Genomic DNA, 18,851 nt, shown 5'->3' on the forward strand with positions numbered 1-18,851 from the left:
CGGGCGAGGGCACCGCTGATGATGATCAGGAAGAGGGCAACCACTGCGCGTCCTGACCCCCACAAAAAACGCTTCTCCTGAGGCTGCATGCACCCATCCCGCCATTCCCCTCGGCACGACCTGCGGCGCCCGGAGACCGATGGTCTGACGCGCATCATCGTCGTCATTCCACCAGTCGGTAGCTTCGGATCGACCCGATCTCGTCGAGGAGTTCGATCATGACGACGCGGGAGAACCAGCCGGTCTCGATGTCGTACTCGGCGCCGACCTCGAACGACGCTGCGATCTCGTCGCGCGTATCGCGCGTCACCCCCTGTGACAGCTCGAGCGATCCGCAGTTCGATGTCTCGATCAGCACCCCGGCCGTGGACGCCGAACCCCGTGATCCGCCCGAACTCGTTCCCGGCTCAGCGGACACCACCTCACACCGCTGGGTCACGATCCCCATGGAGTTCCACAGCGGAATACCCAGCAAGAATCCGCCAAGCACGAGGATCAGGACACCTGCCAGGTTCACCAGCTTGCCCTTCACCGAGGGACGGGTCCTTCGGTGCACAGGATGACCGCCTGCCGGCGTGTTCTTGTCGTCCACTTTCACCGCCTACCTGCTGTCGGGGAGGGCGGCAGCACCGTTGGTGCGCCGATGGTGGGCGGTCCTGTCCGGTCGCCCCGGAACAGGTGCGGCGGGAATGCCGTGTCCGCAGACTCGCGGTGGACGGTCATGGGCCGGTTCGCGGTGGTGCCGGTGCTGTCGGCTCCGTGTCCGGTGAGGTGAAGGCTCTGGTGAGGGCGCCCGCCGCGCCGGCAAGGAACACCCACGCCGCGGCGATTACTACCCGGTAGGTGAGGGAATCACCCAGCCACTCCGACAGCAGGGTGCGGCCGGCGAAGATGAGTACCGTCAGGACGACGCACACCCCGGCCACGATGAACCACAGATAGCTCCGCCTGCGCACAACAACCCCCATTCGTTGACCCGCCCAGCCTATGTGCTCCTTGCGCCGAGCAACCGGGCGACCACGACGGTCTCGCCGATCCACCCGGCTTTTCTTCCGGTCTCATCCGTGAGCTTGAGTGCCGCTGTGAGGGCCTGGTCGTAGCTCTGGTGCCCGGAGGGTGAAGGGGTCGGTTCGTCATGGTGCATCGGCCGTCCCTGCTCGCCCCGCTCGGACAGGGTGGAGCCAAAAACACAATAGGGAGTGGGATAAGGCGTGGGGCCAGAGGGCCGGTACAGCGGCATCCTGGTCTCCGGCCAACCCGCGATAAGCCTGCCCCGATGAATGACGGCGAGCTTCTCCCAGAGGTCCTGAGTCGCACGGGCCGGAGGAATCCCGCTGCAATAGGCCTCAACATCTGCGTCGCTATCGGCCGTATCGGCTTCATCATTGGGATCCATCGACCCGATCCATGCTCGACTGGAACGGGCTCCTCCATTGAGCGCGCCAACGATTGTGAAAAGATGTTGCGTCGCCGGCTCGTCGACGTCGAAGGGATTGAGGTTGCCCTTGGGGCAGTCATAGGTGATGAACGATGGATTTGGGACGAAAGAATGCGCAGAAGTCTCAGCCTCTGGCTGGTGGCCTTCCCGTGATACCTCGCTCATGGACTATTCCGGTCGTCATAAGTGCCTTGGTGCTTATGGTCCTGCTCTGCCCGGTTCTCGTCAGTTCCGTGAGAGAACATGAGGAAACATCTCCTTGGAATCTTCACCGTCCCATAGAAGGATCCCTTGGAGCGCACTCTGCCGCAGCACGGCGTCAGCGAGAACGAACGTCAGTGTCTACTCACAGACGCCGGGGCTCAATGAGACCGTTGCGCGCTTCCCGTCACCGACGTAGCGTCTACCAGATGAACGGTGGTGGACAACCGAGGTCGGAGTCGAACAGCCGAGCCAAAGACGGTGGCAAAGCGTTCCTGCCGATCGGCATCGTCTTCCTTGTTCTTGCCATTGCGATGATGCTTTCGGGGTCAACGTCCTGGATTGCGTTCTTCACTGTAGGCATCACGTTCCTCATCCTGGGGACGCAGAAGTCTTCAGACAAGGATGAACGCCCACCTGGCAAGACCTTGCGGGACTGATTCCGACCGGCGCGGCCGATATCCGATCGGCTTGCAGGACCGATGAACCCGTGTGGGGTGTCAGGTTGCGGTTTGCAGGGGCCACACTTCGACGAGGCCGTGAGCTACTGCGCAGGGCGTCTGAGAAACAAGATGGGTAGCCTCTTCGATGCTGTCCGCTTCGACGATGGCGAATCCAGCAACCGGACGATCGGACCGTAGAAAGGGTCCCTTCTGTGTCACGACTTCAACGCCGTCGTGGTTGCGGACTTGAGTTGGTTCGCCGGCGATTCCCATCATGACTCCGCGTTCTCGCATTGCAGCGTCGTGCTCGTGCGCCGCATTCCGGATGGCGGGATCCGTCTTCTCGTATCCGATGCGTTCCCCGTAGCCAATGGTGATGAACGTAGCCATTATGTCCCTCGGTTCAGGTGCTCTGTGTTTCATATTGGCACTGGTGCCCCGTGAGAGCCAGTGTTCACGACTCAGCACGGCTGGGGCTGTGGTTGATGGTTCCCCGTCATGCCCGACGCGTTCGAACCGCCAGCTCTGCATCGAGGGGCACGAGCTGAGCGGCAATCGATCAGCTTGCGGGCGGCCCACGCCTGCCGAAACGCCGCGAGCCCGTCTCCGAACAACTCCGGGCCGGCCATGATGGGGCCTTCGTAGGTGGTGGCCACACCGTGAAGTTGCCAGTGCGATCAAGCGAAGCGGCCAGCGGCGCAGCACCCCGACCATCTATCTCATGGCGCAGAGAACACATGGCGACCCTTTCTTCAGCGTCACCCTACCGTCAGCCCCAGTTCGTTTGTCGATCTCTAGACGGCGCCCTGTTGTACAGCGTGGGGCGACGCGTCAGGACATTCGGTGTGCAACATCGAGCTGTCCCTCTGCGAGACAGCAGACCCGCCAGGGCACAGGCCCTAGGATGCTGTACGCCACGAAGGTACCTCGCGTGATGCGGTGACGACTGCTCGGCCATCCGCCCCTATCCTGACGCGGCGGCGCGGGTCTACCGTAAATTCATGTCAAGCGCTTCAGATCACCCATGGGACCACGAGGCCGATGCGACCGGCGTGCGCATGCGGGATGTGATGGGGCAGCTGCTTCAAAAGCTGAGATACGAGCCAACGGTAAAGCGCATTCGCGCCACGCTCGGCGGGCAGACCGTCGTCGACACTACGCGAGCGATGCTCGTGTGGGAACCGCGTCGGGTCGTGCCGGGATACGCCGTCCCCGACGAGGACATTCGCGCTGAAATCTCGCTTCGCAGCTCACCGCCGTTCGAGAATGGCTCAGTCGGGTTCATGCTTCCCGACCTGTCGAAGATTCCCGTGTTAGACCCGCGTATCCCGTTTGACGTGCGCACGACGCCGGGCGAGCCGGTCGAGGTGCGCGTCGCGGGAACGGACGCCACCGCAGCTGGATTCCGTGCCCGCGACCCCGGTCTCGCCGGCTACGTGATCCTCGCATTCGCCGACTTCGGCAGCTGGTTCGAAGAAGACGACGAGATCATCAGCCATCCGCACGACCCGTACGGTCGCATCGATATTCGAGGCACCTCCCGGCATGTGCAGCTGATCCTCGACGGGCACATTCTGGCCGACACCACCCGAGCGCGGATGCTGTTCGAGACGAACCTCCCTGCCCGGTACTACCTTCCGATCGAGGATGTCGTGGCGCCGCTCGAGCCCAGCTCGACAAGGTCGATGTGCTCGTACAAAGGTTCTGCGACCTGGTACTCCGCGATCATCGGGGACAGGAGATTGGACGACATTGCGTGGCAGTACGAGCACCCGCTGAGTGACGCGGCCGACGTGCAGGATTACGTCGCGTTCCTCGACGAGCGACTCGACCTCGTCATCGACGGAGAGCAGCAGAAGCGCTCGGTCACTCCATGGTCGTGACGTCGGTGGTCGTGCCACTGCCGATTGTCGACGTCGGCTCTTCGCGTCGGCGGCAGACGGGTACGACCGAGGTTGACTCCCTGGGTCCTGTTCGGGTCGACATAGCCACGCGGCTGGCGTCGACCGTGATACCGGAACCAGCGGCAGCCTGCAGACCCTTCGGACCGAGGACCTCGATCTGGTCCGCTACACACAGGACTTCCTGTTGCGGACCTGTGTTGTCGACAACGGGTACTCCGAGCTCAGCCGGTACGTCCCGACTACCGTCGACCCCCTCACTCAGGAGCAGTTCAACACGACGGCATCGAACGGTAGAGCATGGCCAACCGTCCCGAGTTGGACAAGCTCCTCGAGCACCTTCGGAAGGGCCATGAGGTGGTGTGGAAGCTGGATCGATTGGGACGCAGCGCCCGGAACCTGCTGGCCCTGATTGATGATCTGGAGCATGGTGGCGTGCATTTCCGCAGCGTCGCGACAGGTATCAGCACCACCGGTCCCATGAGTCGGGCGATGCTTGCTGTCATGTCTGCGTTCGCGCAGCTCGAGTGCGACCCGTTGGCCGAGCGGAGCAGGGCGGGTATCGCCATGGGCGCCGAACATGGGCGGAAGGACGTCCGGCGGGAGATTACTGCCGATCACGCAAGTCTCCGGCGTGCACGGGAGCTGGAGGTCCAGGGGCTTGCACCGGCGGACATCGGGAAGATCACCGGTGCGAGCCGGGCCGCGATGTACCGCTACCTCAGCATGGGTGTCGACGATGCACCGTGACACCCGGGTCCCCGTCGACTGAGTGCAAGTTATGGAGGCCAAATCGGGTTGACGGGATCTTGAGTACGTCCAGTTGTCCTCGGGTATGTTGCAGTGGACCGTCGGTGAGTCCTGCGGCCAGGACAACATCGCGGCCGCCCGCGACGAACTGCCGAGACGGGTTTCCCAGCCCTATCCCGGAGTGGGGTCACCCCGGGTGGGTGACGCGCCGGCTACGACCGGCACACAGGATGAGACGGCGGCGACCCGTCGCCGCAACCCGGTCAGTCGAGGGAATGAAACGAGGAGTCTGACATGCCACTGGCAGCACGACGCAGGCGCAGGACTGCCGCCGCCGTCGGCGAGGCGATCGTCGTCGCCCACGGGAGCAACCGTCGCGGAGACCGCCGGGAGGACCGTCGGGACGACCGCGAGGATCGTCACTCGTGATACCACTCGGGTGCCCTCCACCGGTGGTCATGACCCCGGGGTCAGGGGCACCAGCACCCAACGCGCAGTAGACCCGGACACCAACCTCCGAGTGACGAATGGCTGTTGCCAGGCTAGCTTTCGCAAAGGAGCCTCCGATGTCGAGACCACGCCCGATCCTTGCCGGATCTATCGCAGCGAGTCAGGACGTCTCGGAGGACCGGGTGGATCCTGTGCGGACGGCCACGGACGAGCTAGTCTCAGCCGTCGAGGCTGTTCCCGACGATGCCACGCTCAGCCAGGCGGTCGCATCCCTACGGGATGAAGCCGCCAACGTCCAGGCCTCGGTCAGCGACCTGCAGACGGAGGCCACGTGTTGAGTGTCCAGGATTCGCGTACTGGCTCCGGGCTTGTTCTGAGCGTGCTGGCATCCGGCCAGTTCCTGATGACCCTCGACAGTTCGGTGATGAACGTATCGATGGCCACGGTGGCCGAGGACCTCGGGACGACGATCACCGGCATCCAGACAGCTATCACCCTGTACACCCTCGTGATGGCCTCGTTGATGATCACCGGTGGCAAGGTAGGGACCATCATGGGCCGCCGGCGGGCGTTCGCGCTGGGCCTGATCATCTATGCCGCAGGTTCGCTGACGACGGCGCTTGCGCCGAACCTGGCGGTTCTGCTTTTCGGCTGGTCCCTTCTGGAGGGCATCGGTGCGGCCCTGATCATGCCCGCGATCGTGTCGCTCGTCGCGGCCAATTTCCCGCAGGAACGCCGAGCCGGGGCTTACGGACTGGTGGCCGCAGCAGGAGCCATGGCGGTCGCCGCGGGTCCTCTCATCGGTGGCGCTGTGACCACGTTCGCATCGTGGCGCTACGTCTTCGTCGGAGAGGTGATCATCGTCCTGGCAATCCTGCTCGTTCTGCGCAAGGTTGCGGACGTCCCTGCTGCCAAGGTCCGGCTCGATTTCGTAGGATCCGCATTGTCGATCGTGGGACTGGCCATGGTCGTCTATGCGGTGCTGCGTTCGGGTGAGTGGGGATGGGTGCAGGCCAAGCCCGGCGCCCCAACGGTTCTGGGTCTGTCTCCGGTGGTGTGGCTGCTGATCGGGGGGATGCTCGTCCTCTATCTGTTCCTGCGCAGGACCTCGCATCTTGCCGCAGTGAGCGGCGAGCCGCTGATCGACCCAGGACTGTTCCAGAACCAGCGTCTCACCGGCGGGCTCAGCATATTCTTCGCTCAGTTCCTGGTGCAGGCCGGCGTGTTCTTCACCATTCCGCTGTTCCTGTCCGTGGTGTTGGAATTGAGCGCGCTGGAGACCGGGATCCGGATCCTCCCGCTGTCCGTAGCGTTGATTCTGGCCGCCGCAGGAATCCCGAAGGTTCTGCCTCATGCAAACCCGCGCCGTGTCATCCGGCTTGGTCTGATGCTGATGATCGTCGGCATTCTCATCCTCGTGGGGGGCATGGACCCGGGGGCGGATGCAGGCATCGTTGCAATCCCGATGCTGCTGATGGGCTTTGGGCTGGGAGCGCTGTCGTCGCAGTTGGGCGCCATTACGGTTTCGGCGGTCCCGGACTCGCAGAGCGCGGAGGTCGGCGGGCTGCAGAACACGGCCACCAACCTCGGGGCCTCCCTGGGTACCGCGCTGATCGGGTCGGTACTCATCGCGACCCTGGGTACGTCGTTCATGGCCGGCATTCAGGATAATCCCGCTGTTCCGAGCTCGGTGCAGGAGGAAGCCTCGGTCCAGCTGGCCAGCGGTATCCCGTTCATCTCCGATACGCAGCTCCAGGAAGCGCTGAACAACGCCGACATTGACCAGGAAACCGCTGATGCCATCATGGCAGTCAACTCGGACTCCCGGCTGGAAGCACTGCGGATGGCGCTGGCTCTGGCCGCGCTGCTCGCGACCGCCGCCCTGTTCCTTACCGGACGCCTCCCGGAAGAGGCCGTCGGAGCGTCAGACGAGGCCCCCCACCGTGCGGAGCCTACTGAACCCGCCGAGCCCCTCTAGGGTTCGATGCCCCGACGGCGAGCAATGCGCCGACGTCCTGCGCTCTGCTGATTCCAATGCTGCCCGTACCGTGCGCCGATGCATCCTATGACGGGTAGTCCATCCGTGAATCGATAGACCTCCACCCGGGGGTCGGTACAGGTGTTCGGTCCCACCGGAGGATCCTTTCGTCGGCGAGCCGAAGAACAGTCCCTTACTGATCCACCAGGTCTTCACGAATTCGAGCTGGCGGTCGATACGAGCCATCGCTGCAACGAAGACGAGGCCGCGCTCTGCTCCGTCGTCCTCGAGTATGCCCATCGGACGCATGGGCCCATGGTTCTGCCGTCATCAGTTCAACGGTGAAGCCGTCGTAGGTGGCGATCATCGTTAGAACTTGCCTTCCCTTCCGAGGACCTATGGCCCTAGCAGGAGCGGCTGGCGGGGGTCAGGCTGGCGATTGGTGTCGTAACGGATTCGTAACTTATCAGTCGGATGACGTGGAAGGGTGCCGGATGCAGGCAATCAGGACCAGCAGGTGAAGGACGTTACGGTATTCCTCCTTGATGACCACGAACTGGTACGGCGGGGACTACGAGAACTGTTGGGAACTCAGGGATGCGTGGTTGTCGGGGAAACCGGGTCCGCCGAGGAAGCCACCCGCCGGATCCCGGCCCTGTCACCTGACCTCTCGATCCTCGATCCTCGATGTGAGGCTGCCGGACGGAACAGGGATCGAGGTGTGCCGGAATGTGCGCTCTATCAACCCCTCTCTATCCTGCGTCATCCTGACCAGTTACGACGATGACCAGGCAGTGCGCGGTGCAGTACTGGCCGGGGCCTCGGGGTACATCCTGAAGGAGATCCTCGGCTCCGATCTGGTCGGAAAGGTCCTCCGGGCCGCTGCGGGCGAGTCCCTGTTCGAGCCCGGCATGAAGGAGCGCATCATCGCCGGGCTGCACGACCCACCGGAGGAAGATACACGCCTCGTCCGCCTGACGAGACAGGAGAAGAAGGTCCTGGCCCTGATCGGGGAAGGAATGTCGAATCGGGAGATCGCCGGCGAACTGTTCCTGGCCGAGAAGACCATCAAGAACCATGTGTCCTCGATACTGGCGAAACTCGGCTTTCAGCGGAGGGTCCAGGCTGCCGTCTACATCTCCACGTCGGTCGATCCCTCGCCCTGTTAGCTGCGCAGTTGCACCTCGAGCACGACCTCGGTCCCCTGACCGGGCGCACTCCAGATCACCAGGGTGCTAGCTCCGCTCGGCGATGCACGATCAGGACCGGGCGGTGGGCAGTGCTGCGGCGATGGGCATGCGGTCACGGCCATCAGCTGTGCCGGGTTCAGTCCGGCCCGCACGGCGATGTCCTGGACCGGGACCTGGAACGTGCGGAACGGGCCCGGCGCAGGAGCGTCACCACCATCCACGGCGCCCGGCCGCGGCACGTTGGAACGAGTCCGACAGGACGAGTGCCGGAATGAGCCCGCATCGGGCCGCGACTCCCGTCCGCGAAGAAGCCGGCATCGTTCTCCGCAAACTCCGCCTCACAGCTCGACAACGGCGGTTCCGAACCACACCCGAGGGTCGGCAACGACCTGCTCTTCGATCTGCAGGCGTCCTCTGCGCAGGCCGCTCACCCGTCGTCAGGTTCGCCCGAATCTACGTCCGATGTGCTCTTGACCCCCCGGTACGGCAGGTCCATTCTGGTCTCACAAAATAGCCGGAATCAGCTGGACGGCCCGGCCCAGAGCCGTATACAGGGGCATTTCCTGCGCTTCAGGGACCTCACCGCCCGATAGGACGACGCTCATTTCTTTCCGGAGTAGTTGCACGTCTTCGCCACGGCGTAAGCGCCGGATGAACATTCTCCGACAGCAGCCGCCGGAGGCTCACCACAACGAACGATCAGTAGGATCCGCAGGAGGTCACAATGATAGGTCTGGTTAGGAAGAGCCTGGATGAACCCGAGGAGACGCGTCCGTTCGAGGGCGACACGGGCCAGCTTCAACTTGTCGATTCGGAACTGGGCCCGGTAGGCCGCGCCACGTTCCATCCCGGATGGCGCTGGTCCGAGCATGTCAAGCCGATTGCCAAGACCGACAGCTGTCAGGCCGCCCACGTGGGCTACTTCGTGTCCGGCCGGATGAGGGTCGTCATGAACGACGGGGAGGAAATGGAGTACGGGCCGGGTGACTTCGCGGCCATGGCCCCCGGACACGACGCCTGGGTCGTGGGAGACGCACCCTGCGTCTTCATCGACTGGCAGGGATTCGCCGACTACGCCAAGCCCTGAACCGCGGGACCGGGCACGCCGCAAGGACACGTGCTTCGCTCCGATCAGCCCTGGCCGGAGATTTCCGGTTGGGGCCTTTCGGTGTCCGCGTGCAGGTCGACCGGATCCGGGCACGAGCGATCGGTAGGCTGGAGGCGCAACCGCTACCGAGGAGGACCACGTGGGCATCACACCCGAAGATGAAGTCGTCAGGATCTGCCAGGAACTGATCCGCATCGATACCTCGAACTTCGGGGACAACGCAGGCCCGGGGGAGCGGAAGGCCGCCGAGTACACGGCCGGGCTGATCGAGGAGGTGGGACTGTCGACCCAGCTGTTCGAGGCCGCTCCCGGCCGCACGTCCGTCCTCGCCCGCATGGAGGGCTCGGATTCCTCCCTGCCCGCCCTCGTGGTGCACGGTCACCTCGACGTCGTCCCCGCGCAGAAGGAGGACTGGACGGTCGACCCCTTCGGTGGCGAGGAGAAGGACGGCCTCATCTGGGGCCGCGGCGCAGTGGACATGAAGGACATGGACGCCATGATCCTGTCCGTCCTGCGGTCCATGCAGCGCGACGGCATCAAGCCCAGGCGGGACCTCATTTTCGGCTTCTTCGCCGACGAGGAAGCAGGCGGCGCCTATGGCGCGTCCTGGCTCGTGGACAACAAGCCGGAGGTCTTCGAGGGAGCAACCGAGGCGATCTCCGAAGTGGGCGGGTTCTCCGCGACGATCGGAGGCCAGCGGACCTACCTCCTGCAGACGGCGGAGAAAGGCATCTCCTGGCTGCGCCTGGTGGCCCACGGTCGCGCAGGGCACGGTTCCCAGATCAACACCGACAACGCCGTGACCGCCCTGGCGCGGGCCGTCACGCGCATCGGTGACCATGCCTGGCCCATCGAACTCACGCCCACCACGCGCCAGTTCCTGGACGGCGTCACCGAGCTGACCGGCGTCGAGTTCGACCCCGACAACCCGGACGTGCTCCTCAAGGAGCTCGGGACCGTAGCGCGTTTCGTCGGCGCGACGCTGCAGAACACCGCCAACCCGACGGTGCTCAAGAGCGGCTACAAGCACAACGTGATCCCCGGGACCGCCGAGGCGCTCATCGACGTCCGCACGCTGCCCGGCCAGCAGGACCAGGTGCTGGAGATCATCCGCGGGCTCGCGGGCGACGGCGTCGAGGTGAGCTACGAGCACAAGGACACCTCGCTCGAGGTGCCGTTCTCCGGCAACCTCGTGGACTCGATGATCGACGCCCTGCATGCGGAGGACCCCGGTGCGAAGGTCCTCCCCTACACGCTCTCCGGCGGCACCGACAACAAGTCGCTGAGCCGCCTCGGCATCACCGGCTACGGCTTCGCACCCCTGCAACTGCCCGACGAGCTCGACTTCACCGGCATGTTCCACGGCGTCGACGAACGCGTCCCCGCGGACTCGCTGCGCTTCGGGGCGAAAGTGCTCGCCCGGCTGCTGACCACCTACTGAGCAGGATCCGACCACCGCAGGAGGCGCCATGACCATCACGACGATCGCGGACGGCGTGGGGCACCTCCTCCCGGACAACCTGCTCGAGCGGTTCCGGAACCGGGCCGGGGGTTATGACGCCACGAACACCTTCTTCGCGGAGGATTTCGAGGAACTGACCGGTATCGGGTACCTGCGCCTCCTGGCGGATACCCCGCCCGGCGACGCGGGCGGGATGGCGCGGGCCGCCGCGGCCCAGCGGCGACTGGCCGCAGCCGCCCCCGCCACGGCGCTCGGCATCAACATGCATCTGGTCTGGACGGCCGTCGCCGGCCTCCTCGCGGACCGCGGCGACTCCTCGCTGCGGTTCGTCCTGGACGAGGCCGCGCAGGGCGAGGTCTTCGCTTTCGGCGTGTCCGAGCCCGGCAACGACGCCGTCCTGTTCGACTCGCTGACACGGGTGGAACGCCTCACCGACGGCGGCTTCGCGTACACCGGTACGAAGGTGTTCACGAGCCTCTCACCCGTGTGGACCCGCCTCGGGATCTTCGGGAAGCTCGAGGGCGCGGGCGGTGGGAACGATGCAATCCTCCACGCCTTCGTCCCGCGCGGCACGCCCGGGGTGGAGACCCTCGAGGACTGGGATCCGCTGGGGATGCGCGCCACCCAGTCCCATACGACCCGCCTGCTGGACGTGCGCGTGCCGGCGGACGCGGTCTTCCGCACACTCCCGGTGGGGCCCAACGCCGACCCGCTGGTCTTCGGGATCTTCGCGGCGTTCGAGACCCTCATCGCGTCCGTCTACCTCGGCATCGCGGACCGCGCGCTCGACCTCGCGGTGGACGCGGTGACGAACCGCCGGAGCCACGTGGGGGACCGCGCACTGTCCGACGACCCCGTGCTGCGGAACCTGCTCGCCGGGCCTGCCATGCGGCGGACCGGAGCGGACGCCGAACTCCGGCAGGTCACCCTGGACCTGGACGCACGCTCGGGCGAGGCGGCCCAGTGGTTCGCGCGTCTCGTGACGCTGAAGACCCATGCGGTGGAGGCCGCAGTGGCCGCCACCACGGCGGCGCTCCATGTGGGCGGGGGATCGGGCTTCTCGGCGTCGTCGGAGGTGTCCCGCCTTCACCGTGACGCCCTGGCCGGTCAGTTCCATCCCTCGACGGAGGAGTCCGCGCGGGCCACGGTCGCGACCGCGCTGCTGGGTCCGATGTCGGGCTGACGGTCTTGCCCGGCCTGCTCGGAGCAGCCGGGCTCAGGCGGTGCGCTCGACGCGGAGGACCTTCCGCCGCAGCCAGTACCGCCGGCCACCGCCCATGTAGATGCAGCTGCGCTCGAGCTCCCACTTGCCGTACTCCGCGTGCTCGGTGACGAGTTTGCGCGCCGCGGGCAGTGGTTCGCCGGCGTTCATCGTGAGGACCAGGTACTCGTACTGCCGCCCGTAATCGCGTTCCCGGACGGCTGTCGCATTCAGAAAATGTTCTCGCATATCCCTCCAATTCCGTCCACTTTACCGATAACGTCGAGCCATGAGCATAGATCCGCGTGTCGCGCTCCAGTCCCTCGTGACAGCCCTCGAGGAGCACCTTGCGGCCTCGGCGTCACGACGGCGCGAGGACGACCCTGCGGTGGAAGCGGCGTATATCGGTATCGCCGACGCGTTCGAGGTCTACGAGGAGGCGCTCTACGACGCCTTCGGCGAGATCACCCCGCTCGAGATCTATGAGGAAGCGGACGAGGACGACGAAGATGACGACGAGGACGCCGAGTATGCGTCCGACCTCGTGGAGGCCGAAGTAGAGAACTGACCCTCCAGGCGGGACTGTCTCAGGCGGAGACCTCGTCGAGGACCGCAGCGATGGGTTCGGCCACGGGCGCGCCGCTGGTCTGCAGGATCTCCTTGAGCTGCTGCGGCGTCCGGGCGCCCACGATCGCGGAGGCCACGCCGGGCCGGTGAAGGAGCCAGCGCAGCGCGAGTTCGTGGGGCTGCAGATCCAGGCCCCGCGCCGCCGTGCACAGCGCCTCCGTGATGCGCTGGGGCTTCCCTGCCAGGTAGGGCTCGACGTACGGCGCCCACACGTCGGAGGCCCCGCGTGATTCGGTGGGGATCCGGCCGCGGTACTTGCCGGTCAGGACGCCCCTACCCAGCGGCCCCCAGGCGAACACCGCGGCGCCGAACGCCTCCGCGGCGGGGAGCACCTCCCGCTCGGCGCCGCGATTCACGAGCGAGTACTCGACGTCGTTGACGAGGAGCGGGAAGGACGCCGTCGCGGCCGCCCGGGCGAACTCCCAGCCCGCGTAGTCGGAGACGCCGACGTAGCGCGCGCGACCGGTCACGTAGGCGGCTTCCAGCGCACTCAGCGTCTCCTGCAGCGGGACGGCGGAGTCGGGGGAGGGCGCGAGCCAGACGTCGACGTGGTCCGTGCCGAGCAGCGACAGGGAGGCATCGAGCGAATCGAGCAGACCCCGGCGCGATGCGTCGAGGCGCCGGCTGCCGCTGCGGGTGGTGCCGCCCTGCACCACGAGGACGAGTTCCGACCGGGCCACGGTGTCGCCGATGAAGCCGCCCAGTATCGCTTCCGCCTGGCCCTCACCGTAGCGGGCCGCGGTCTCGACGAGCGTGCCACCGGCATCGGTGAAGAGACGGAGCTGCTCCCGGGCAGCCTCCTCGGACACTTCCTGGCCCCAGTTCATGGTGCCCAACCCGAGGGCGGACACGGTCAGGCCGCTCATCCCCACATTTCGCCGTTGCATGAGGCCAAGCCTAAAGCCTGTCACCGGCCGGATGGCTTAGGGTCGTAAGGGTGAATTGGATAGAAGCGATCATCCTGGGGTTCGTCCAGGGCCTTACCGAATTCCTACCCATTTCATCGAGCGCACACCTGCGCATCGTGGGCGAGTTCCTCCCGAACGCGCAGGATCCGGGTGCGGCGTTCACCGCCATCACCCAGCTGGGCACCGAGACCGCCGTCGTCGTGTTCTTCTGGAAGGACATCGTCCGGATCGTCAAGGCCTGGTTCGGCGCATTGAGGGGTAAGGTCCCGCGGAACGACCCCGACGCGCGCATGGGCTGGCTGGTCATCATCGGCAGCGTGCCGATCGTCGTGCTCGGTCTGCTCTTCCAGGACCAGATCGAGGGCTCGTTCCGCAGCATGTGGATCGTCGCGACCATGCTGATCGTCTTCGGGCTCATCCTGGCGGTCGCGGACGCCGTGGGGCGGCAGACCCGTGATCTCCAAAGCCTCACCTACCGGCACGGCATCCTGTACGGGCTGGCGCAGGCACTTGCCCTGATCCCCGGGGTGTCGCGCTCCGGCGGCACCATCACCGCCGGGCTGCTCATGGGCTACACGCGTGAGGCCGCGGCGCGCTACTCGTTCCTGCTGGCCATCCCCGCCGTGTTCGGCAGCGGTGTGTTCCAGCTCGTGAAGAGCTACGACGAGACCGGCCCGTACGGGCTCGCGGAGACCGCCCTGGCCACCGTCGTCGCCTTCGTGGTCGGGTTCGCGATCATCGGCTGGTTCCTGAGGTACGTCACCACCCGCGGCTACGGGCTCTTCGTCTGGTACCGCATCCTGCTCGGCCTCGCCCTGTACGTACTTCTCGGCTTCGGCGTCATCAGCGCCTGACCGCGGCCCGTAAGGTTGACCGTGTGATTGCGTGGAGTTCGACCCCTGTCCCAGTACTCGACGGTACCCAGGCGGGTATCAGCCTGTTCGACACGGCACTCCAGGGGCCGGCCCCCCTGGGGAACCGTCCCGAGCAGAGCCTCTACGTCTGCGGTATCACCCCCTACGACGCCACGCACCTCGGCCACGCGTCCACCTACGTGGCCTTCGACCTCCTCAACCGGACCTGGCGCGACGCGGGATCCACGGTACGTTACGTGCAGAACGTCACCGACGTCGACGATCCCCTCCTCGAACGGGCCACCGCCACCGGCGTGGACTGGCAGGACCTCGCCGCGGACCAGATCGCCCTGTTCCGTGAGGACATGGAGGCCCTGAACGTCCTCCCTCCGGACCATTACATCGGAGCCGTCGAGTCGATCGACTGGATCGTCCCGATCGTCGAGAAGCTCGTGGGACGCGACCTCGCCTACACGGTGCCGGGCGAGGGCGGGGAGCCCGACGGCGACGTCTACTTCTCCCTCGACGCTGCGGCAACGCTGGACCAGGGCGACCCCGCGCGCTGGTTCCTCGGGCAGGTCTCGCACCTCGACCTCGGGACGATGCTCACGCTGTCGGCCGAGCGCGGCGGCGACCCCCAGCGGCCCCACAAGCGCAACGCACTCGATCCCCTCCTCTGGCGCGCGGCGAGGCCCGGCGAGCCGAGCTGGCCCGCCGGGTCGCTCGGCGACGGACGGCCGGGCTGGCACATCGAGTGTGCGGTGATCGCCCAGCAGTTCCTGCCGTCCCCGTTCACCGTGCAGGGCGGCGGCTCGGATCTCGTCTTCCCGCACCACGAGATGAGCGCCTCCCATGCCTGGGCCGCCGGCGGGACACCCCTGGCCCAGCACTACGCCCACGCCGGGATGGTGGGCTACGACGGCGAGAAGATGAGCAAGTCGCGCGGGAACCTCGTCCTCGTGTCGAGGCTGCGCCAGGCGGGCGTCGATCCCGCGGCGATCCGCCTCGCGATCCTCGCCCACCACTACCGCACGGACTGGTCGTGGACGGAGGGCGTCCTCGACACGGCGATCCGCCGTCTCGCCACGTGGCGCGAGGCCGCACGGTCGGCGACCCCCGACGACGTCGTCGTGCTCCGTGAACAGGTGAGGGCGCACCTGGCGAACGACCTCGATGCGCCGTCCGCGCTGGCCGCGATCGATGCGTGGGCGGCGGCACGACCCGCCCTGGCCGACGGCGGGACCGGCGGGCGGGCGCTGGGGGACGTCGTCGACGCCCTGCTCGGCGTCCGGCTCCAGGCGAACTGAGCCTGCAGCCGGCCTACTGTTCGCGCCGGCGCTTCTTCAGGTACCGCTCGAATTCCCGGGCGATCGACTCGCCGCTGGCCTCCGGGAGGTCCACGGTGTCCTTGGCCTCCTCGAGCTGGCGCACGTAGGCGGCGACCTCCGGGTCCTCGGTGGCGAGTTCGTCGACCCCGCGCTCCCAGGCCTCCGACTCCTCCGTGAGCACGTGCGTGTCCACGGCGATCTGCAGGATCTCCTCGAGCTTGTTCAGGAGCGCGAGCTGCGCCTTCGGCGAAGGTGACTGGCCCACATAGTGCGGTACGGCGGCCCACAGGGACATGGTGGGGATGTCCGCGAGGAGGCCCATCTCAGCGAGGACCCCGACGATCCCGATAGGGCCCTCGTACGTGGACGGTTCCACGTCGAGGCTCTGCCGGACGAGGTCGTCGTCGGACGTGACCGTCACCGGGATGGGACGCGAGTGGGGGACATCGGCCAGGAGCGCGCCGACCAGGACGATGCAGTCGACGCTGAGCTCCTTCGCGAGCGCGACCAGTTCGGCGGTGTAGGCACGCCACTTGTAGGAGGGCTCGACGCCGTTGACGAGGATGAGGTCGACGTTCGAATGGGGCACCACGGTCTTGCTGATGCGCGTGTTGGGCCACTTGATGCGGCGCTGGCCCGATGCGTTCCGCTTGATCATGGGACGTGTGAACTGGAAGTCGTAGAACTCGTCGGCGTCGATGGTGGAGATGCGCTCACTGCCGAAGAAGCGTCCCATGTACTTCAGTGCGTCGCTGGCCGCCTCACCGGCGTCGTTCCATCCCTCGAAGGCCGCGAGCATGATCGTGATCCTGCGTTCGGGTTCGGCGGCGTCCTGGAACAGGTCCTGGACTCCGGTCGGCTGGTTCTCTTCGAAGCTATCCACGCTCTCACCCTAGACCCCGGTGCGCGGCCATGTCAGGCGGGCTCCCGGTGCAGCGGAGGGCCCGGCGGGCGGGTCTGCCGGGCCGCCACCGTAGACTTGGGGGCATGGCAACCCACCCCACCGGCAGCATGCACATCCTTGCCCCCGACGAGACCGACGACGAGCGGGCGGCCGCCACCGGGAACTCCGGTGGCCTGCGGGGCGTGCTCTGGGACATGGACGGAACCATCGTCGACACCGAGCCCTACTGGATCCGGGCCGAGAAGGACCTCGTCGAAGCGTACGGCGGCACCTGGACGGACGAGCAGGCCACCACGCTCGTCGGCCAGGCCCTCGAATTCTCCGCGGGGCAGCTTCAGCAGGCCGGGGTGGACCTCGGCATCCGCGACATCATCGACCACCTCATCGGGCGCGTCGCGACCGACGTCAGCAACACCGTTCCCTGGCGTCCGGGAGCGCGGGAACTGCTCGCCGCGCTGCACGCCGAGGGCATCCCCTGCGCGATGGTCACCATGTCCGAGACCCTCCTCGCGAGCGCGGTCGCCGCGCACCTGCCCGAGGGGACGTTCTCCCACCTCGTCACCGGGGACCGCGTGAGTGCGGGCAAGCCCGACCCGGAGGCCTACCAGCTGGGCTTCGACCTGCTGGCGGCCGACCACCCGGGACTCGGCAAGGACGCCGTGGTCGCGATCGAGGATTCCCTGCCCGGCGTGACCGCCGCCCTCGCCGCCGGGCTCACCACCCTCGCCGTCCCGCACTTCGTGCCGCTGCCGCCCGACGCGCGCCGTACCGACTGGGACACCCTCGCCGGGCGCACGCCCGCGGATCTCGCGGCCCTGCTGCCCGCGACCAATGTCCAGGACGGGTCCGACGACGAGTCGGACGATGATTTAGACGATGACGAGAACGTCGCGTGAGCGCACCCCAGGACGCTCCGCAGGACGCTCCGCGGCAGGAGAGGACCCCCGGTCTGCCGCTCGGCCGGATCGCCGGTGTCCCCGTGGTCGTCGCCTGGTCCTGGTTCGTGATCACCGCGTTCATCGTGCTGGTCTTCGGGCCCCGCGTGGGCCAGGTCATCCCCGGGATCGGCGTCGGTGCGTACGCCGTCGCCCTCGGCTACGCCCTGCTCCTCGCGGCGTCCGTGCTCCTCCACGAGCTGGCGCACGCGCTCACCGCCCGGGCCTTCGGCTGGCCCACCACCAGGATCGTGCTCAACCTGTGGGGCGGGCACACCCAGTTCGCGAGCTTCAACGCTTCCCCGGGGCGGTCCCTCCTCGTCGCCCTCGCGGGGCCCGCAGCGAACTTCGTGCTCGCCGGCCTCGGCTGGGCGATCCTCCAGGCGGTGGAACCGGGCAGTGTCACCTACCTCCTGACGACCATCCTCGTGTGGGCGAACCTGCTCATCGCGGTCTTCAACGTGCTCCCGGGGCTGCCCCTGGACGGCGGGCGCCTCGTCGAGAGCGCGGTCTGGCGGGTCACCGGGAGCCAGGAGCAGGGCACCGTGGCGGCGGGCTGGGCCGGACGCATCCTCGTGGTCCTGCTGATGGGCGTCGTGGTGGGCGTCCCGCTGGTCGTGGGCCGCGGCCCCGACCTCACGTTCATCCTCATCGCCGTGGTCATGGGCGCCTTCCTGTGGATGGGGGCGACCGCCGCCATCACGAACGCCAAAATGCGCCTGCGCCTCCCCGCGATCAGTGCGGGAAGGCTCCAGAGACCCGCGGTCGGTGTCGCGGCGGGCACGAGCGTGCTCGCCGTCCGCCGCATCCTGCGGGAGAACCCGGGGGTCGCCGTCGTCCTGACCGGGCCCTCCGGCGTCCCCGAGGCCGTGGTCGACGACGCCGCGCTGCTGGCCGTCCCCGAGGAGACCGCGGCAGGCACGGCGGTCAATGCCGCCGCACGGCGCCTCGGCGCCGGTGCGTACGTCCCGGAGTGGGCGGAGGGGCAGGAGCTCGTGCAGTTCCTCGCGCGGCTGGAAGGCAGCGAGTACGCCGTCGTGAACCGTGCGGGCGCCGTCACCGGCCTGCTCCACCAGCGGACGGTGGTGCAGGCCATCACCGGCAAGGGCACCACGGGGATCTCGCCCGGCGCCTGACCGACGGCCGCCCGGCCCCATCCGGGCCTGCCCCCAC

General features: G+C 66.9%; 20 protein-coding genes and 1 pseudogene. 15 read left to right on the forward strand and 6 right to left on the reverse strand.

Going from position 1 to position 18,851, the window contains the following annotated elements; translation table 11 throughout:
• Positions 1-163 precede the first annotated feature (163 nt).
• Positions 164-592, reverse strand: a complete 429-nt coding sequence (locus MWM45_RS08725) for a hypothetical protein (RefSeq protein ID WP_247826120.1) — start codon at positions 590-592, stop codon at positions 164-166.
• Positions 593-985: 393 nt separating this feature from the next.
• The gene (locus tag MWM45_RS08730; RefSeq protein ID WP_247826121.1) at positions 986-1,603 is read right to left on the reverse strand and encodes a hypothetical protein; all 618 of its coding nucleotides are present in this window, start codon (positions 1,601-1,603) and stop codon (positions 986-988) included.
• Between the two features lie 245 nt (positions 1,604-1,848).
• Here MWM45_RS08730 and MWM45_RS08735 point away from each other — a divergent pair, with 245 nt between their 5' ends.
• A complete protein-coding gene (locus MWM45_RS08735) occupies positions 1,849-2,079 on the forward strand; it encodes a hypothetical protein (RefSeq protein ID WP_247826122.1) in 231 nt (76 codons plus the stop codon).
• Positions 2,080-2,139: 60 nt separating this feature from the next.
• Here MWM45_RS08735 and MWM45_RS08740 read toward each other — a convergent pair whose 3' ends face one another.
• Entirely contained in the window at positions 2,140-2,472 is a 333-nt protein-coding gene (locus MWM45_RS08740) for a YciI family protein (protein ID WP_247826123.1), read from the reverse strand.
• A gap of 611 nt (positions 2,473-3,083) precedes the next feature.
• Here MWM45_RS08740 and MWM45_RS08745 point away from each other — a divergent pair.
• The 9 genes and pseudogenes from MWM45_RS08745 to MWM45_RS08780 all read left to right on the forward strand — a co-directional run bounded on the left by MWM45_RS08745 (position 3,084) and on the right by MWM45_RS08780 (position 12,104).
• Entirely contained in the window at positions 3,084-3,965 is an 882-nt protein-coding gene (locus MWM45_RS08745; RefSeq protein WP_247826124.1) for a DUF427 domain-containing protein, read from the forward strand.
• A 318-nt stretch (positions 3,966-4,283) separates the two neighbouring features.
• Positions 4,284-4,733: a recombinase family protein gene (locus tag MWM45_RS08750; protein WP_336296658.1), complete on the forward strand. Its 450-nt coding sequence runs from the start codon at positions 4,284-4,286 to the stop codon at positions 4,731-4,733.
• 294 nt (positions 4,734-5,027) lie between these two features.
• Positions 5,028-5,162 (forward strand): hypothetical protein, encoded by a 135-nt coding sequence (locus tag MWM45_RS17655; protein ID WP_269076539.1) that lies wholly within the window; start codon positions 5,028-5,030, stop codon positions 5,160-5,162.
• Positions 5,163-5,299: 137 nt separating this feature from the next.
• The gene (locus MWM45_RS08755; RefSeq protein ID WP_247826126.1) at positions 5,300-5,521 is read left to right on the forward strand and encodes a hypothetical protein; all 222 of its coding nucleotides are present in this window, start codon (positions 5,300-5,302) and stop codon (positions 5,519-5,521) included.
• Positions 5,515-7,161 (forward strand): MFS transporter, encoded by a 1,647-nt coding sequence (locus tag MWM45_RS08760; RefSeq protein ID WP_247826127.1) that lies wholly within the window; start codon positions 5,515-5,517, stop codon positions 7,159-7,161. The genes MWM45_RS08755 and MWM45_RS08760 overlap by 7 nt, the downstream gene beginning before the upstream one ends.
• A 487-nt stretch (positions 7,162-7,648) precedes the next feature.
• Positions 7,649-8,330: pseudogene (locus MWM45_RS17765) on the forward strand (response regulator).
• A 745-nt stretch (positions 8,331-9,075) separates the two neighbouring features.
• Positions 9,076-9,438 (forward strand): cupin domain-containing protein, encoded by a 363-nt coding sequence (locus tag MWM45_RS08770; protein ID WP_247826128.1) that lies wholly within the window; start codon positions 9,076-9,078, stop codon positions 9,436-9,438.
• A gap of 160 nt (positions 9,439-9,598) precedes the next feature.
• On the forward strand, positions 9,599-10,900 hold the full coding sequence (locus tag MWM45_RS08775) for a M20/M25/M40 family metallo-hydrolase (RefSeq protein WP_247826129.1): 1,302 nt from the start codon (positions 9,599-9,601) through the stop codon (positions 10,898-10,900).
• Between the two features lie 28 nt (positions 10,901-10,928).
• Entirely contained in the window at positions 10,929-12,104 is a 1,176-nt protein-coding gene (locus tag MWM45_RS08780) for an acyl-CoA dehydrogenase family protein (RefSeq protein ID WP_247826130.1), read from the forward strand.
• A gap of 33 nt (positions 12,105-12,137) precedes the next feature.
• On the opposite strand, the gene MWM45_RS08785 is transcribed toward MWM45_RS08780, so the two are convergent.
• Positions 12,138-12,371 (reverse strand): DUF5703 family protein, encoded by a 234-nt coding sequence (locus MWM45_RS08785; protein ID WP_247826131.1) that lies wholly within the window; start codon positions 12,369-12,371, stop codon positions 12,138-12,140.
• 40 nt (positions 12,372-12,411) lie between these two features.
• Here MWM45_RS08785 and MWM45_RS08790 point away from each other — a divergent pair, with 40 nt between their 5' ends.
• Entirely contained in the window at positions 12,412-12,690 is a 279-nt protein-coding gene (locus MWM45_RS08790; RefSeq protein ID WP_247826132.1) for a hypothetical protein, read from the forward strand.
• Positions 12,691-12,709: 19 nt separating this feature from the next.
• On the opposite strand, the gene MWM45_RS08795 is transcribed toward MWM45_RS08790, so the two are convergent.
• On the reverse strand, positions 12,710-13,636 hold the full coding sequence (locus MWM45_RS08795; protein ID WP_247826133.1) for an aldo/keto reductase: 927 nt from the start codon (positions 13,634-13,636) through the stop codon (positions 12,710-12,712).
• 50 nt (positions 13,637-13,686) lie between these two features.
• Here MWM45_RS08795 and MWM45_RS08800 point away from each other — a divergent pair, with 50 nt between their 5' ends.
• Positions 13,687-14,511 (forward strand): undecaprenyl-diphosphate phosphatase, encoded by an 825-nt coding sequence (locus MWM45_RS08800; protein WP_247826134.1) that lies wholly within the window; start codon positions 13,687-13,689, stop codon positions 14,509-14,511.
• A 23-nt stretch (positions 14,512-14,534) separates the two neighbouring features.
• A complete protein-coding gene (mshC, locus tag MWM45_RS08805) occupies positions 14,535-15,818 on the forward strand; it encodes a cysteine--1-D-myo-inosityl 2-amino-2-deoxy-alpha-D-glucopyranoside ligase (protein WP_247826135.1) in 1,284 nt (427 codons plus the stop codon).
• Between the two features lie 13 nt (positions 15,819-15,831).
• Here mshC and MWM45_RS08810 read toward each other — a convergent pair whose 3' ends face one another.
• Entirely contained in the window at positions 15,832-16,722 is an 891-nt protein-coding gene (locus tag MWM45_RS08810; RefSeq protein WP_043445357.1) for a PAC2 family protein, read from the reverse strand.
• A 104-nt stretch (positions 16,723-16,826) separates the two neighbouring features.
• Here MWM45_RS08810 and MWM45_RS08815 point away from each other — a divergent pair, with 104 nt between their 5' ends.
• Positions 16,827-17,639 carry an HAD family hydrolase gene (locus MWM45_RS08815; RefSeq protein WP_269076540.1) on the forward strand — a complete coding sequence of 271 codons (813 nt, stop codon included), beginning with the start codon at positions 16,827-16,829 and terminating at the stop codon, positions 17,637-17,639.
• The gene (locus MWM45_RS08820) at positions 17,636-18,814 is read left to right on the forward strand and encodes a site-2 protease family protein (protein ID WP_247826136.1); all 1,179 of its coding nucleotides are present in this window, start codon (positions 17,636-17,638) and stop codon (positions 18,812-18,814) included. Before MWM45_RS08815 ends, MWM45_RS08820 begins: the two co-directional genes overlap by 4 nt.
• Positions 18,815-18,851: the final 37 nt, after the last annotated feature.

The organism is Arthrobacter antioxidans (assembly GCF_023100725.1).
Taxonomy (GTDB): domain Bacteria; phylum Actinomycetota; class Actinomycetes; order Actinomycetales; family Micrococcaceae; genus Arthrobacter_D; species Arthrobacter_D antioxidans.